Source organism: Bacillus sp. PK6-025, from assembly GCF_056530265.1.
This window is the reverse complement of the sequence record NZ_CP096509.1, coordinates 1,304,258-1,317,912: the sequence shown is the minus strand read 5'-3', so window position 1 is coordinate 1,317,912 and position 13,655 is coordinate 1,304,258. Positions and strand designations below refer to the sequence as shown.

The 13,655-nt window shown below is 48.2% G+C and carries 20 protein-coding genes; 9 read left to right on the top strand and 11 right to left on the bottom strand.

Annotated elements, in window-relative coordinates; genetic code table 11:
* The first annotated feature begins 13 nt into the window (after window positions 1-13).
* The 3 genes from galU to uptA all read left to right on the top strand — a co-directional run bounded on the left by galU (window position 14) and on the right by uptA (window position 2,576).
* Window positions 14-910, top strand: a complete 897-nt coding sequence (gene galU / locus M1D67_RS06670) for a UTP--glucose-1-phosphate uridylyltransferase GalU (RefSeq protein ID WP_165395377.1) — start codon at window positions 14-16, stop codon at window positions 908-910.
* Complete coding sequence (gene galE / locus M1D67_RS06665; protein WP_224145949.1) at window positions 907-1,893, top strand: UDP-glucose 4-epimerase GalE; 987 nt, start codon at window positions 907-909, stop codon at window positions 1,891-1,893. Before galU ends, galE begins: the two co-directional genes overlap by 4 nt.
* Window positions 1,894-1,988: 95 nt before the next feature.
* Window positions 1,989-2,576 (top strand): undecaprenyl phosphate transporter UptA, encoded by a 588-nt coding sequence (uptA, locus tag M1D67_RS06660; protein ID WP_020450968.1) that lies wholly within the window; start codon window positions 1,989-1,991, stop codon window positions 2,574-2,576.
* A gap of 39 nt (window positions 2,577-2,615) precedes the next feature.
* On the opposite strand, the gene M1D67_RS06655 is transcribed toward uptA, so the two are convergent.
* Window positions 2,616-2,873 carry a hypothetical protein gene (locus tag M1D67_RS06655; RefSeq protein ID WP_003180714.1) on the bottom strand — a complete coding sequence of 86 codons (258 nt, stop codon included), beginning with the start codon at window positions 2,871-2,873 and terminating at the stop codon, window positions 2,616-2,618.
* Window positions 2,874-2,994: 121 nt separating this feature from the next.
* Here M1D67_RS06655 and M1D67_RS06650 point away from each other — a divergent pair, with 121 nt between their 5' ends.
* Window positions 2,995-5,274 (top strand): ATP-dependent helicase, encoded by a 2,280-nt coding sequence (locus tag M1D67_RS06650; RefSeq protein WP_479831685.1) that lies wholly within the window; start codon window positions 2,995-2,997, stop codon window positions 5,272-5,274.
* A 38-nt stretch (window positions 5,275-5,312) separates the two neighbouring features.
* On the opposite strand, the gene spoVIF is transcribed toward M1D67_RS06650, so the two are convergent.
* From spoVIF to M1D67_RS06625, 5 genes are all read right to left on the bottom strand, one after another.
* Complete coding sequence (gene spoVIF, locus M1D67_RS06645) at window positions 5,313-5,570, bottom strand: sporulation-specific transcription regulator SpoVIF (protein ID WP_020450966.1); 258 nt, start codon at window positions 5,568-5,570, stop codon at window positions 5,313-5,315.
* 126 nt (window positions 5,571-5,696) lie between these two features.
* The gene (locus M1D67_RS06640; protein ID WP_020450965.1) at window positions 5,697-5,828 is read right to left on the bottom strand and encodes a YjcZ family sporulation protein; all 132 of its coding nucleotides are present in this window, start codon (window positions 5,826-5,828) and stop codon (window positions 5,697-5,699) included.
* A gap of 79 nt (window positions 5,829-5,907) precedes the next feature.
* On the bottom strand, window positions 5,908-6,117 hold the full coding sequence (locus M1D67_RS06635) for a hypothetical protein (protein ID WP_020450964.1): 210 nt from the start codon (window positions 6,115-6,117) through the stop codon (window positions 5,908-5,910).
* Between the two features lie 83 nt (window positions 6,118-6,200).
* Entirely contained in the window at window positions 6,201-6,326 is a 126-nt protein-coding gene (locus tag M1D67_RS06630) for a hypothetical protein (protein WP_254926386.1), read from the bottom strand.
* A 77-nt stretch (window positions 6,327-6,403) separates the two neighbouring features.
* The gene (locus M1D67_RS06625) at window positions 6,404-6,760 is read right to left on the bottom strand and encodes a DUF1360 domain-containing protein (protein ID WP_003180704.1); all 357 of its coding nucleotides are present in this window, start codon (window positions 6,758-6,760) and stop codon (window positions 6,404-6,406) included.
* Window positions 6,761-6,907: 147 nt separating this feature from the next.
* On the opposite strand from M1D67_RS06625, the gene M1D67_RS06620 reads away from it, so the two are divergent.
* The 5 genes from M1D67_RS06620 to M1D67_RS06600 all read left to right on the top strand — a co-directional run bounded on the left by M1D67_RS06620 (window position 6,908) and on the right by M1D67_RS06600 (window position 9,485).
* Window positions 6,908-7,294 carry a spore coat protein gene (locus M1D67_RS06620; protein ID WP_020450962.1) on the top strand — a complete coding sequence of 129 codons (387 nt, stop codon included), beginning with the start codon at window positions 6,908-6,910 and terminating at the stop codon, window positions 7,292-7,294.
* A gap of 48 nt (window positions 7,295-7,342) precedes the next feature.
* A complete protein-coding gene (locus tag M1D67_RS06615) occupies window positions 7,343-7,696 on the top strand; it encodes a hypothetical protein (RefSeq protein ID WP_003180698.1) in 354 nt (117 codons plus the stop codon).
* A gap of 67 nt (window positions 7,697-7,763) precedes the next feature.
* Window positions 7,764-8,270: a spore coat protein gene (locus tag M1D67_RS06610; protein ID WP_003180696.1), complete on the top strand. Its 507-nt coding sequence runs from the start codon at window positions 7,764-7,766 to the stop codon at window positions 8,268-8,270.
* A 132-nt stretch (window positions 8,271-8,402) separates the two neighbouring features.
* A complete protein-coding gene (locus M1D67_RS06605; protein WP_003180694.1) occupies window positions 8,403-8,885 on the top strand; it encodes a CotY/CotZ family spore coat protein in 483 nt (160 codons plus the stop codon).
* Between the two features lie 150 nt (window positions 8,886-9,035).
* Window positions 9,036-9,485: a CotY/CotZ family spore coat protein gene (locus M1D67_RS06600; protein WP_023856676.1), complete on the top strand. Its 450-nt coding sequence runs from the start codon at window positions 9,036-9,038 to the stop codon at window positions 9,483-9,485.
* 36 nt (window positions 9,486-9,521) lie between these two features.
* Here the strand turns inward: M1D67_RS06600 and M1D67_RS06595 are convergent, their stop codons facing one another.
* The 5 genes from M1D67_RS06595 to M1D67_RS06575 form a co-directional block, all read right to left on the bottom strand.
* Window positions 9,522-10,001, bottom strand: a complete 480-nt coding sequence (locus M1D67_RS06595) for a CotO family spore coat protein (protein WP_479831684.1) — start codon at window positions 9,999-10,001, stop codon at window positions 9,522-9,524.
* A gap of 102 nt (window positions 10,002-10,103) precedes the next feature.
* Window positions 10,104-10,880, bottom strand: coding sequence for an enoyl-ACP reductase FabI (fabI, locus tag M1D67_RS06590; RefSeq protein WP_003180687.1), 777 nt, complete (start codon window positions 10,878-10,880; stop codon window positions 10,104-10,106).
* 155 nt (window positions 10,881-11,035) lie between these two features.
* Entirely contained in the window at window positions 11,036-11,854 is an 819-nt protein-coding gene (thiD, locus tag M1D67_RS06585) for a bifunctional hydroxymethylpyrimidine kinase/phosphomethylpyrimidine kinase (protein WP_025811630.1), read from the bottom strand.
* Between the two features lie 23 nt (window positions 11,855-11,877).
* On the bottom strand, window positions 11,878-12,888 hold the full coding sequence (locus tag M1D67_RS06580; RefSeq protein WP_268461411.1) for a thiazole biosynthesis adenylyltransferase ThiF: 1,011 nt from the start codon (window positions 12,886-12,888) through the stop codon (window positions 11,878-11,880).
* A complete protein-coding gene (locus M1D67_RS06575; protein ID WP_020450957.1) occupies window positions 12,885-13,652 on the bottom strand; it encodes a thiazole synthase in 768 nt (255 codons plus the stop codon). The genes M1D67_RS06580 and M1D67_RS06575 overlap by 4 nt, the downstream gene beginning before the upstream one ends.
* Window positions 13,653-13,655: the final 3 nt, after the last annotated feature.

The window sequence follows — 13,655 nt, the reverse complement described above, 5'->3', positions numbered from 1 at the left end:
AGACCAGGAGTGAATAACCATGAAAGTAAAAAAAGCAGTCATCCCAGCAGCCGGTTTGGGTACAAGGTTTTTGCCGGCAACAAAAGCGCAGCCGAAAGAAATGCTGCCGATTGTCGATAAACCGGCTATACAATATATCGTGGAAGAAGCTGTTCAATCAGGAATAGAAGACATCCTTATCATTACAGGAAGAAATAAGCGTTCGATTGAAGACCATTTTGACCGCTCTGTTGAACTGGAGCAAAACCTGTTCGCCAAAGGAAAAAATGATGTGTTAAAAGAGATACGCGACATCGCCGATATGGCGAATATTCATTATATCCGGCAAAAGGAGCCCCTCGGTCTCGGACATGCGGTGTTATCGGCCAAGCATTTCATCGGTGATGAGCCGTTTGCCGTCCTTCTCGGCGACGACATCATGGTGTCAGAAACGCCGGCGCTTCGGCAGCTGCTCGAAGTATTTGAAGAATATCAGACAGAAGTAATCGGCGTTCAGCCAGTCGATCCGGCGGACGTGAGCAAATACGGCATTATTCAGACGTCCGCGCAAAAGAACAAAATATATCAAATTGACGATCTTGTGGAAAAGCCGTCTGTCAAAGAAGCCCCTTCAAATATCGCGGTTATGGGCCGCTATGTGCTGAGGCCTTCGATTTTCCCTGTGCTCGAACAAACGAAGCGCGGTGCGGGAAATGAAATTCAGCTGACTGACGCACTAAGGGAAATCTGCCGGGAACAAAGCATGTATGCGCGCAAATTGGAAGGAAGCCGCTTTGATATCGGCGACAAGCTGGGCAGTTTTAAAGCGAGTACGGAAATCGCTCTTATGCGGGACGAGATGCGGCCAAAACTGCTCGCCTACCTGGAAAGCGTCCTAAAAAAAGAAGCGCAGAAAGGAGCATGGCAATGACATCCGTACTCGTTACAGGAGGAGCCGGATACATCGGCAGCCACACCGTACTCGAATTAACAAAGCAAAACCGCTCCGTCGTCGTGCTTGACAATTTATCTACCGGACACAGGGAAGCCGTCAGCGGGATCAGCTTTTACGAAGGCGACATCGGTGATGCGGCACTTGTCAAAGCCATCATCAAACATCATGATGTCGATGCTGTCATCCATTTCGCCGCCAAAAGCCTTGTGTCCGAATCGATCGAAAAGCCTGAGCTCTACTTTAGGGAAAACACGCTCAAGTCTTATGCATTCTTCGAAACGGTCATCAAGGAAGGCGTCAAAAACATCGTCTTTTCGTCGACCGCCGCCGTATATGGCATCCCGGAGAACGTCCCGATCAAAGAGATAGCCCCCCTCTCCCCTGTCAATCCTTACGGGGAATCGAAGCTGATGATCGAAAAATACTTGCACTGGGTCGGGAAAACGCACGGTGTCAAATGGGCAGCCCTCCGCTACTTCAACGCGGCCGGCGCCGCTTTAAACGGAGCGATCGGCGAGGATCACGATCCTGAAAGCCATCTCATTCCCCTCGTCCTGCAGACGGCTTTGGGACAGCGAAAGCAGCTGTCCATTTTCGGAGATGATTACCCGACGCCGGACGGAACATGCATCAGGGATTATATTCACGTCCTCGATCTGGCTTCCGCCCACCTGGCGGCTCTTGACAGGTTATATGAAGACAGACTGAAGCAAAATGTTTATAATGTAGGGACAGGAGCCGGACATTCCGTAAAAGAAATCATTGAAACCGCGGAAAACATGACAGAGCGAAGCATTGCAGCAAAAACGGACGAGCGCAGAGCGGGGGATCCGCCAGTGCTTGTGGCGGACAGCCGGACACTGATGGAAGATACCGGATGGAAGCCGCAATACAGCGATTTACAAACCATCATTCAAAGCGCGTGGCAATGGCACAGGGCGCATCCGGACGGTTTTTGAGATTCGCTTGTTTCCCGCGCGGGCGGCAGGGAAACATCCCGGCGGCTGCTCCAACGTTCGGCTGATGAAATCAAAAGCAGGGAGAAAAAACGAAAATGGGAAGCATAGTGAATGATATTTTAATGTGGCTGACCGATCTTGGCTATTTCGGCATTGCAATCGGTTTAATGATCGAAATCATCCCGAGTGAAATCGTACTGGCCTACGGCGGATACTTGGTGTCAAGCGGCTCTATTACGATGACAGGGGCCGTGATCGCCGGCGTCATCGGGGGAACGATTGCTCAATTGTTTTTATACTGGATCGGCTATTACGGCGGAAGGCCGTTTTTATACAAATACGGAAAGTACTTATTGATCCAAAAGCATCACATTCAAACGGCCGAAAAATGGTTTGAGAAATACGGCGGAGGCGTTGTCTTTTCCGCCCGCTTCATTCCCGTGGTCAGGCACGCCATCTCCATTCCGGCAGGAATTGCGAAAATGCCGATTTTAAAATTCACAGGTCTGACCGTGCTGGCCATCATACCGTGGTCGATATTATTCGTCTACCTCGGCATACAGCTCGGCAGCCGGTGGGACCATGTTGAAAATGTGGCGAGAACGTACACGACTCCGATTATGATCGGAGCGGCCGCTATGATTATTCTGTATTTCGGACTCAAAAAACTGCGCAAAAAATAACGAAAACCCCGGTATAAAAGCCGGGGTTTGTTTCATCTTTCAAACGGACTCGTTAACGTAGCGTCCGCTTTCCGCCTTTTCCGCAACACGGCGGTTCAGCGTTTTTTTTCGCTTCTTTTCCAAGACCCGCCTAAAAGCCGCAGTCTGGTTTTCCTCTCTTTTTTCGACTTCGCGGTAGGCGCGCTCGCTTGGGATATTGGCGGTTTTTTGTATATGCGCATAGTTCGATTTTTGGCTGATGCTGCGATTGGCGTACTGTGTATATTGATCATGATGGACAGGCGGCAAATATCCCATTCGATCTCCTCCTCATCAGCTTTAATTCCCAAAAATCTACTGTTTTAAACGGTTTTCATTTGATATGATAGACGTTGTCTCATAACACTAGACGATTACCCATTAATTGGAGGACCTCTTTTTGAAATGCGCCCGATTCAATAACCGAGACATTCATATACATACATATTCGAGAGAACACCTGCAATTCCTCTTTGATGAAGCAAGAAAAGACAGAATCACGTGTAAACATTGCGGCTTGCCTCTCAGACTGAAATTGTCGATTCATGAAGAACCACATTTTTTCCACCGGGAAAACGGGGATTTTTCTCAATGTGAAGCAGCTTGCTTAAACGAGAAGACAGAGCAAACCAGACAGAACGACTATACAGAAAGCGGCGTGTTCCGTCTCCCGAAAGGCAAAGCGATCGGAGAGGAAAAGAAGACGGATGCGGACTTCTGGACGCCGCCTCGCGAAGCTTCCATCCATTCTCCTTTCTCCCCAGCGGAAGAAACGGCCCCGGAACCGGTCTTTCCGAATGTGCCGCTGAATGAGAAACAGCTTGCCGCCGTGACGGCCCCCGAAGAACCCCTTCTCGTTCTGGCCGGCGCGGGAAGCGGAAAAACACGGGTATTAACCGCGCGAGCGGCTTATATGATATCCCGGCTCGATATCCCGCCTTCCGCCATTTTGCTCGTCACATTCACGACAAAAGCCGTGAAAGAAATGAAAGAGCGGATGGCCTCGCAATACGGATTGCCGATGCAGACTGTGAACCGCCTCGTGACAGGCACCTTCCACAGCTTTTTCTACAAAATTCTTTATCACCATGATCCGGCAAGATGGAATGGCGAGCACCTGCTGAAATGGGGATGGCAAAAAGAACAATACATCAAAATGGCCCTTGCCGAAGAAGGGCTTGATGAAAAAGATTTTCCGGTTGATCAGGCGATCCAGCAGATCGGCTACTGGAAGAACGCTTATCTTCCGGGCGAACAGATTCCGCTGGAAGACGAATGGGAAAAGCGGGTTCACCGGCTGTACCGTCAATATGAAGAACAAAAAGCTGCGCGGCGCCAATTCGATTTCGACGATATGGCATCTGCATGCTGGCAGCTGTTTCAAGAACAGCCAGACATTTTAAAACGATATCAGACGCGCTTTCACGCGATTTTGATCGACGAATTTCAGGACATTAACCCTGTTCAGTATGCCATCATCAAGCTGTTGGCGAGCCCGGAAAACAACCTGACCTGTGTCGGGGATGATGACCAGTCAATCTACGCGTTCAGAGGCAGCAGCCCTTCTTTTATACTCGATTTTGAAAAAGATTATCCGAAGGCGAAAACGGTCCGCCTCACGACGAATTACAGATCGAGCCATCCGATTGTGGCAAGCGCTGATATGGTCGTGAGGAAAAATAAAAAGCGTTTTCCGAAAACATTAAGTGCCGCGAGAGATGACCGCCAAAAACCGCTTATATTTTATCCTTATGATGAAGAGGAAGAAGCGATTATGATCGTCTCTGATATCCAAGAAAAAATTGAAATGGGCGCTAAGCCTGATGACTTCGCCATCCTATACCGGACAAACAGCAGCGGGCGCGCAATCTTTGAACGTCTGCACCAGTCAGCTATTCCGTACACGGCTGAACAAGGCGTCCGGTCGTTTTACAGCAGGAGAATCGTCCGGCAGATCCTGGCTTATCTCTACTTAAGCCAAAATCAGGATGACGCGGAAGCCGTCAAACAGATTTTACCCGCCCTCTTTCTCAAGCAGTCCGCATTAAATACGCTTAAAGCGCTCTCGATTACCGAAGATTGCACGATGGTTCACGCGCTTGAAAAACTAACCAACATCAAACCGTTTCAGCTTGATAAAATAAAGAAAATCGTTCCTTTTTTCACAGGCTTAAAAACGATGAAACCAGTTGAAGCGATCTCTTTCGCAGAGGAAAAAATGGGATTTTCCGATTACTTAAAAAAGCGCGGTAACGAAGGAAACAAGCTCGAAAAAGGGTCTGACGATCTGCGGGATCTCAAAACAGCGGCAAAAAAATTCAAAACGATCCCCGAATTTCTTGAGCATGTCGATCATATGAGAGCAGCGGAAAAGCAAAAAGCTGACGGATACGGTGTTCAGCTTTTAACAATCCACCGTGCGAAAGGGCTTGAATTCAAAACGGTCTATATCCTGGGGGTGCAGGACGGCTCGATTCCGCATGACTTTGCCCTTGAGACAGCGAGAAAAGGCGACGAAACCGCTCTTGAAGAAGAGCGGAGGCTGCTGTATGTCGCCATGACCCGGGCCGAGGATCGTCTGTATATCAGCGTCCCTTCCGTCAGAAGGGGCAGAACGGCATACCGCTCAAGGTTTTTGCAGCCTGTTTTACGCCCGAATCCCCAGGTCCAGCTGCAATAAAAGACACCGTGCCCTCCTTTTATCGGAAGGCGCGGTGTTTATTTTTTGCTGTTCATCATTTTCGCGATCGTGTTGAAATCCATTTTTTCCTTGCCGCTTACAATGGATTCAACAATCTTATCTTCCATTTCCTTCGGAACCCGTTTGTTCGCCAATTTAGCGACACGCTTAATCACACTGCGGACCGTATTTTCATCCTTGAAGTTGGCATTTTGCAGCGAATTCGCAAGCTGCATGACCTCATTCATGCTGACGCCCGTTTTCTTTTCGATGTTTTTGAAAAATTGATTGTCCATACCTATGCCTCCTTTTTGGGAGTGATACGCTATCTTATGCATCTTTGAAAAGCCTTGTGCTTTTCCCGTTCAAAAAGAAGAGGGCCCGGCACACATGCCGCCGCCCTCTTCGCTTCAACTCAAAAACTAATATTTAAAAGAAGCGCCGACAATAATGAGAAGAATAAACAAGACAACGATCAATACAAACGTTGAACCATAGCCGCCGCCATAGCCTCCGCTGTAGCCGCCGCCGTAGCCTCCGCCACAAAAGCCCATCTAAAGCACCTCCTTTTCTCCCTACACGATATGACAGTTGATAGGATTCGCTTGGATTGATGCATAGGGCTTCCGTGGATTATTTATAGATGCCCGGCAGACTCACGTCCTCTCCCAGCCATTTTTCAGCATTCTCTGCAAACGCTTCGACCTGCCTGCCGAACTGTTCGGCAGAACGGTCAAATGTCTCCAGTTCCTTCTGCTGCTCAAAGATCACCCGGTCATGGCCGGCTTGCGTTTGATCGTGCTTGCGGCATATTGATTCAACCAGCTGTTCAAATACATTCATCGCTTTTCCCCCTTATGATGGTGTATGCATCAGAAGAAAAATTGGCAACAAAAAAACCGGACTGTATCCGGCTTTTTTTGATATTAATAGGTTCTCTTCTTTTTGCCGCATCCGCAGCCTTTTTTCTTCACTTTTTTTGAGAAAGTGGACTGATGATTGCTGGAAGCGTTCGTTAATCGGCCTTGCTGCCTTCTTTTCACTTGTCTCATTGCATTCCTTCCTTTCTCATGCTTATACGCCATTATATGAGTCTTCTTTTCATAAGTTGCCAATGATAAATCCCCATTCAATCGAGCCATTTGGACACGATCGTTTCCAGTACCCCAGCAAGGCCTGCTATGGCAAGCAGAAGAATCAGCCATTCGGCAATGGTCGGAACAAAGGCGTAAAGAACAAGCAAAAACGCGGTACACCACACACCCGTGCACCAATAACAGCTCAACAGCTCGCCGATCCACGCTCTCACGCCTTTTCCTTTCATGACAAGATACGTCTCGGTCTCTCCCGTTTTTTCGTTTTTTTCTTCAACCTCTTCGTGAAACAGGCTTCTAAACGGCGCCATGATCGTATCAAACACGACCAGCCGTGTCAGCCGAAATACCGCGATAGAAAATAGAATATATAAAAGCCAGCTTTGTATCACAGGGCTCCCCCTTTCCTGCTTCCAAATATATGCCGGAACCGCCTTCCCTAAAACAGCAAATTTGGGTGCTGAAATGTATGTTTTCCTCATTCCGCTAAGTTACCGGTCTGCATTTAATAAAGTGTGGATAAGAAAGGAGTGAAAGTTATGTCGTTTCATGAAAAAGCCGAAGCGCTGTACGCAAAAACATTTGACGAATTATACCGGGAATATGACCAGCTCATTGAAGTGATTGATTCCGAACATGTCACTGTAAACACGGCAAACATAACAGCAGCTCTCTCTTTACAAGCCACTGTGATCTCTTTGACGATTTTATCGGCTCAGCTTGCGATCGAAGACGAGGATACAGCAGACATCGTAACAGAACATGTTTTAGCCGTACACAGGCTGCAAAGCAGGAGAAGAGTCATCATCAAAGTCATCGGCAGCCGCAATGTCACCATTACGCTTTCCTCGCTGGAGATCCTGCTTTCCGTCCAAGTTTTAACCGAAGTGCTGATCGCGCTTATCACAGAGCTTGACATACTTTAAGCCTTCCTTTCTTTCTAATATTTTTTGAGAAATTGAGGTGAAAAACAATTGGCAGATCGCGAAAAACTTAAAGCGGAAGTAAATCCGCTGACAAATACGCTTGTGCAAAATATCCTTAGAAAACACGGCGTTTCAAAAGACAATGTGCGAACGCTGTCTGAGGAAGAAAAAGAAAACATCTTAAAAATACTCGAAGATTTAAAGGCGCAGTCCGAGGCTCTCATCCAGCGGCAGCAGGAAAAGAAGAAAGAAGCGAACAATGAATCATCATCACAATCCGAAGAACGCCCGAGACGAAGAAGAGAACGTTCAGGTAAAAATAAATTAAGAGAAAAGCTGAGACAAAGAAGGCAGCAGGAGAACACCGCCCAAACCGAAGAAAAAAATGGGGATTTGGAGTAGGGTATCTGCCATATACAAGTTCGAGCCTTCAAACATTTAATAATAGTAAATGGAAGGAGGAAAACAAATGGAAACTAGACCATATTCTTGGGTTGCGCTAGATCCAGAATGCGAGCATCCGGGAACTGAGTATTATCCGAGACACCCTAAGAAACACGTTTGTGACGATTACAACTGCAAGTGCGGTAAACACGATGCATTTATCAATCAGGAGCTCGACCAGCTCAACCTGAACAAACAGCTGTCAGATGAGACAATCATCATCAAGGATTCTTGCGATATCCGAGTCTCTACAGAGGATACTCAAGTTGTCGCATCTGTTATGACTGCGGTGCAGACGGCAATTGTTACAATCGTTCTGGCAATCATTGACGATGCTGATCTTGCCGAGCTTGTATCACAAGACTTGCTGCAGGTAACAGCAAACAAGCAAACAAACCGTCAAAAATTAATTATCGACAATTCACGCGATGTCACAGTTACAACAGAAGATACCGATGTCGCCGTCTTGGTCTCTACAGCTGTCCAAACGCTTACCGTTGTTATCGCAACACTTATCGTCGGACTCCTTTAATACAAAAAAGCAGAGCCATCAAGCTCTGCTTTTCTTCATTTTTATAGACGATTACCCACACCAACAAGGGCACGGGTACATATGTTGTTAAAGACTAAAGTCAAATATCCCTATAAAAAGGAGCTGAAATCCATGAGCTGCGGAAAACATCATGGCCGGCATGAAAATTGTGTATGCGATGCAGTAGAACAAATTATAAAAGAACAGGATGCAGTTGAAGAAACATGTCCGACGAGCTGCTTCGGCAATCTGCTGAGTCCGACGGTTTCCGGTAAAGACACCATTCCGTTCCTTTTGTACGACAAAAAAGGCGGTTTATTTTCAACATTTGGAAATGTCGGCGGATTTTCAGATGATATGCAGTGCTTCGAATCGATTTTCTTCCGGGCAGAAAGTCTAAAAGATTGCTGTGCAACGCTTTCAATCCTGAGGCCTGTGGACATAAACGGCGACACATTAAGCGTCTGCCATCCTTGTGACCCTGACTTTTTCGGGCTTGAGAAAACGGACTTTTGCATCGAGGTTGACTTGACTTGTTTCTGCGCGATTCAATGTCTGTCACCTGAACTAGTTGATCGCGCAGCAGACAAAAAACACAATCAGCACCACGGTTAAAAGGTGTCGGACTGCATCAAGCCGGCCGTTATAATCGGCTTGATGCCAGTCTTTTCACGAAAGCTGCCGGCTTTCGGCAGCTCCTTTTACCAATAGAAAAGCCAGGCCGAAAAATGAATTTTTAAATCCTGAACTAGGAGGGATCATAACATGACGAAATGTTCAGCCGAAAACTGCGTGTGCGAAGCCGTTGAAAACATTCACGATCTGCAAAACGCCATTGAGGAAGAAGGCTGCCCGACAAGCTGTTTCAGCAACCTGCTTTCCCCTTCGAGACACTTAGGCGACACCATTCCGTTTATTTTATACACTTCAAAGTCTAAGCCGTTCGTAGCCTTTGGAAATGTCGGAGAGCTTCAGGCAGGCCCTTGCTTCAGCACCGTGTTTTTCAGAGTTGAAAAAATTGACGACTGCTGCGCTACATTGAGACTGTTGATTGCCTTTGATGAAAATCGCCGCGTTCTCGATTTCACAGAAGATAAAGACAAAATTTGCGATGTGTTCCGCTTGGAAAAAACAAATTTCTGCATTGAAGTGGATCTGGAATGCTTCTGTGCGATCGAATGCTTAAATCCGCAACTGATCAATCGTTCAAATTAAAAAGTCCCTGAATCGGGACTTTTTTTATCGTGTAATTTAAAAGCCGAGCGGGTGCAGGGAAGTAATACTCTCGATCGGCAGTTCCGCCGGAGCCCCTTTGCTCGACGTTTTGACAAATACGGAACCGCCTTTCTTTCCGGCGATCGTTCCTCTGTATGTCTTCCCGTCTGCTTCAATGAGGCAAAGAGTTTTCGGCATATTGCCGGGAAGGCTTGCCAAAAAGTCGATTTTCTCGGCAATGGTCATCTTGCTGAGCGGCTTTTTAATCGGTTTGACTCCTTTTTCGGACCGATTGGCCTCATCGCTAAGCACCGATTCGGCGTCGTCTTTTTCGTCTGGCCGGACGGCTTCATCCTGCTGTTCCTTTCGCCGGGCTTTTTGTTCGGAAACGTCGGGTTTTGCTTTCTTCTTTCTTTTAATCAGAATATCCTGCATGTTCGCTTCTGCCTTATCATAATCCGGCTGCACAATATACATGAGCGGCTTTTGCTCCGCATCGTTTTTTCTGCTAGACATCTTGATCCCTCCGATCTGTTCATGGTATATCTATATGCAAAAAAGGAGAAATCAGAAGAAAAGAAAAAGCAATCCTTTAGCGGATTGCTTTTTAGCGTTATGTTATCGCGCGATGATATGATAGCCTGAATCAACATGCAGGTTTTCGCCGGTCATGCCGCGGGAAAGGTCGCTGAACAGGAAAGCAGCCGTGTCGCCGACTTCTTCCGGAGTCGTCGTGCGGCGAAGCGGTGCGCGTTCTTCGATTTCTTTTAAAATCGAGTTGAAGTCGCTGATTCCTTTTGCGGACAATGTCCGGATCGGCCCTGCGGAAATGCTGTTGACGCGGATTCCGTCTTTTCCGAGATCGCTCGCCAAGTATTTGACGCTGGCATCAAGCGATGCTTTCGCAACACCCATGACATTGTAGTTGGATACAACGCGCTCGCCGCCAAGGTATGTCAGCGTGACGATGCTTCCGCCTTCAGTCATAATGCCGCGCGCCGCTTTAGCGACCGCTGTCAGTGAGTAAGAGCTGATATTGTGTGCGAGCAGAAAACCGTCGCGGGTGGTATTTAAGTATTCTCCAGCCAAGTCTTCTTTGTTTGCGAAAGCGATGCAGTGTGCAATGCCGTGGATGACCCCGACTTCTTTTTTAATGTCGGCGAAGCACGCTTCAATTTCCTGGTCATTTGTGACATCACAAGGAAGTACGATTGAATCGTTCCGCTCCAAAGAATCGGCCAGCTCCTTGACCGATTTTTCAAGCCGCTCACCCGCATACGTAAAAATCAGTCTTGCGCCTGCATTGTGAAGCGAGCGGGCGATTCCCCAAGCGATGCTTCGTTTATTTGCTACACCCATGACGACGATATTCCGGCCTTCCAGTGATAAATTCATATGTATGAAATCCTCCTAATGATTAACATTTTATTAGTACCTGATCATAATATATAGTATCACAATTAATAGCAGGCTGACAATTTCAGAATATAAAAAGCGGCAGAGACCGTTTTTGATGTCTGCCGCGATATTAATTCATTTTTATTGCGGGACTACAGTTCCAACCCTGCATTGGATATCTTTTGATATGCAAAATGGTTGGTCGGTCCGTGGCCGGCTCCGAAATCAAGGCTGTGTGCAACCGCTTCGTGGACGAAAGCCTCAGCGATGCGGAAAGCTCCTTGAATGCCGTTTCCTTTCGCTGTTTGCGCGGTAAGAGCGGCGGCAAATGTGCAGCCTGTTCCATGGGTATTTTTCGTCTTAATATAGGTGTTCGTTTTTTCCGTGAACACCTCTCCATCGAAGAGGAGATCGGTTACTTTGCCATCCTCGGGCTGATGCCCTCCCTTGATGATAATGTTGCGGACGCCCATTTCATGCAATTCACGAGCCGCTTTTTTGCGGTCTTCCATTGTTTGAATGCTTCTCCCTGTCAGCACTTCGGCTTCGGGTATGTTCGGCGTTACCGCATAAGCAAGCGGAAGCAAGCGCCGTTTCAATGTTTCAACTGCTTCCTCATTCAATAGTGAAGCGCCGCCTTTGGCGATCATGACAGGATCGACAATCACACGTTTAAGCTCGTATGTTGCAATTTTTTCAGCAATGACCTCAATCATCTCCGCGCTCCACAGCATCCCTGTTTTCACGGCGTCAGGTTTTAAATCTTCCGCCACTGCATCAATCTGCGTGCCGAGTGCTTCCGGAGATAGCGGGTAGACGCCGTGAACCCCTGTTGTATTTTGCGCAGTGACCGCTGTCAAAGCCGTCATGCCGAAGACGCCAAGCTCCTGAAATGTTTTAATGTCGGCTTGAATGCCGGCGCCGCCTCCTGAATCCGACCCGGCGATTGTTAATGCTTTGTATATGCTCATGATGTTTGCACTCCCTTCGGCCTTTAGCCAATCCACCTGTGATATATCGTTTTCGCGCGATTGATATCGTTCGTTCCGTGAATCAAAGCGCGTCCGTCCCGAAAAATCACGAACTTAAAATCCTCCGTACGGCAAGATAATAAATAAGGATTTCCCGTCACATCCAAACCGGCTTTTTTTAATCTGGCGGCAAGCGGCTCCAGCTCCGGCGGCTGTTCCGCGGCCGGCCTGATCTGAACCGTTTGTCTGCCGCAAAGAACGGCTGCTTTTGTTTCGTTTTCAGCTGAAAGAAACGGAAACTCGCCTTTTCCGCACGTCGGACACGAGCCATGTTTAAGCGCGTCAGCCCGGACTTCAGAGCGCTCATTTGTCCAAATATCAAATGAGCGAAGCATTCCTGACGGTTCATGCCCGGTCAGCAGCTTCAGGGCATCTGTTACCTGGTAAGCGGCAACCTGCTGAACAACCGGACCGATCACCCCTGCTGTGTCGCACGTCATGGTATTCGCGGGCAAATGCCCCAAAAGACAGTGAAGGCACGGCGTTTTCCCCGGAATGACGGTATATGTGATGCCATAGCTTGCGACACACGCGCCGTACAGAAAAGGGATGCCTAACTTGACCGCCGCATCGTTCATGATCAGCCGCGTTTCAAAATTATCGGTCGCATCGACGATCAGGGACGCTTTCTCCGCAAGCTCGAGCGCTTTTTCCGCGGTAACATCTGCTACAATGCCGGTTACTTGAACAGAGCTGTTGATCAGGCGCAGCCTTTTTTCGGCAGCGGCTGCCTTTGGCATATGATCAACCACATCCTGTTCCGTATAGAGCTGCTGGCGCTGGAGATTGCTCCATTCCACATAATCCCTGTCGGCAATCGTCAGCGAACCGACTCCGGCCCTCACCAGCATTTCTGCGCTGGCCGCGCCCAATGCCCCCGCACCGATTACCAGGACGCGGACGCGACTTAATTTTTCCTGGCCGTCCGGTCCGATCGGGTGAAAAAGCTCCTGTCTTGAATACCTGCCGGTCAAATCGTCAACTTCCCTTCTTCAGGACTGCTGGCGATGCCGTAGTTCTTTTCCGGAATTCGTCCGGCAAGGTATCCGAGTCTGCCCGCTTCAACGGCGAGCTTCATAGCCTTCGCCATTTGAACCGGATCTTTCGCCCCGCTCACTGCCGTGTTCAAAAGCACTCCGTCAGCGCCGAGTTCCATTGCGTATGCCGCATCTTTCGGAGAACCGATTCCGGCATCCACGATTACGGGAACCTTAGCCTGTTCAATGATGAACGACAGGTTAAGCGGATTGACGATTCCCTGTCCCGAACCGATTGGAGAGGCCCCGGGCATAATGGCGTGTACGCCGAGCTCTTCAAGCTTTCTCGCAAGGACGACATCGTCCGATGTATACGGCAGCACAATGAAGCCTTCTTCAAGCAAGGCTTCTGACGCCTTCAGCGTTTCTACCGGGTCAGGCAGAAGCGAACGGTCACATCCGATCACTTCGACTTTGATCATGTCGCAAAGACCGCTCGCTTTAGCAAGCTTGGCGATCCGGACGGCTTCCTCAGCCGTTTTTGCTCCGGCCGTATTCGGCAAAAGCGTATAACGGCTTAAATCAAGCTGCTCCAAAAAATTAGGCTGAGATTCTTCAAAAATATTCATCCGTCTGACGGCAAAGGTCAGGATCTCCGATTCAGATGCACTGACAGCCTCTTTTTGAATTTCAAATGACGGATACTTCCCTGTGCCGAGCAATAATCTTGATGAGAATTGACGATCTGCGATTTTTAACATAAC

Coding starts and splice junctions, on each gene's coding strand:
- galE (WP_224145949.1), top strand. CDS start 907: ATGACATCCGTACTCGTTACAGGAGGAGCCGGATACATCGGCAGCCAC.
- uptA (WP_020450968.1), top strand. CDS start 1,989: ATGGGAAGCATAGTGAATGATATTTTAATGTGGCTGACCGATCTTGGC.
- M1D67_RS06655 (WP_003180714.1), bottom strand. CDS start 2,873: ATGGGATATTTGCCGCCTGTCCATCATGATCAATATACACAGTACGCC.
- spoVIF (WP_020450966.1), bottom strand. CDS start 5,570: ATGGACAATCAATTTTTCAAAAACATCGAAAAGAAAACGGGCGTCAGC.
- M1D67_RS06640 (WP_020450965.1), bottom strand. CDS start 5,828: ATGGGCTTTTGTGGCGGAGGCTACGGCGGCGGCTACAGCGGAGGCTAT.
- M1D67_RS06635 (WP_020450964.1), bottom strand. CDS start 6,117: ATGAATGTATTTGAACAGCTGGTTGAATCAATATGCCGCAAGCACGAT.
- M1D67_RS06630 (WP_254926386.1), bottom strand. CDS start 6,326: ATGAGACAAGTGAAAAGAAGGCAGCAAGGCCGATTAACGAACGCTTCC.
- M1D67_RS06620 (WP_020450962.1), top strand. CDS start 6,908: ATGTCGTTTCATGAAAAAGCCGAAGCGCTGTACGCAAAAACATTTGAC.
- M1D67_RS06610 (WP_003180696.1), top strand. CDS start 7,764: ATGGAAACTAGACCATATTCTTGGGTTGCGCTAGATCCAGAATGCGAG.
- M1D67_RS06605 (WP_003180694.1), top strand. CDS start 8,403: ATGAGCTGCGGAAAACATCATGGCCGGCATGAAAATTGTGTATGCGAT.
- M1D67_RS06600 (WP_023856676.1), top strand. CDS start 9,036: ATGACGAAATGTTCAGCCGAAAACTGCGTGTGCGAAGCCGTTGAAAAC.
- M1D67_RS06595 (WP_479831684.1), bottom strand. CDS start 10,001: ATGTCTAGCAGAAAAAACGATGCGGAGCAAAAGCCGCTCATGTATATT.
- fabI (WP_003180687.1), bottom strand. CDS start 10,880: ATGAATTTATCACTGGAAGGCCGGAATATCGTCGTCATGGGTGTAGCA.
- thiD (WP_025811630.1), bottom strand. CDS start 11,854: ATGAGCATATACAAAGCATTAACAATCGCCGGGTCGGATTCAGGAGGC.
- M1D67_RS06575 (WP_020450957.1), bottom strand. CDS start 13,652: ATGTTAAAAATCGCAGATCGTCAATTCTCATCAAGATTATTGCTCGGC.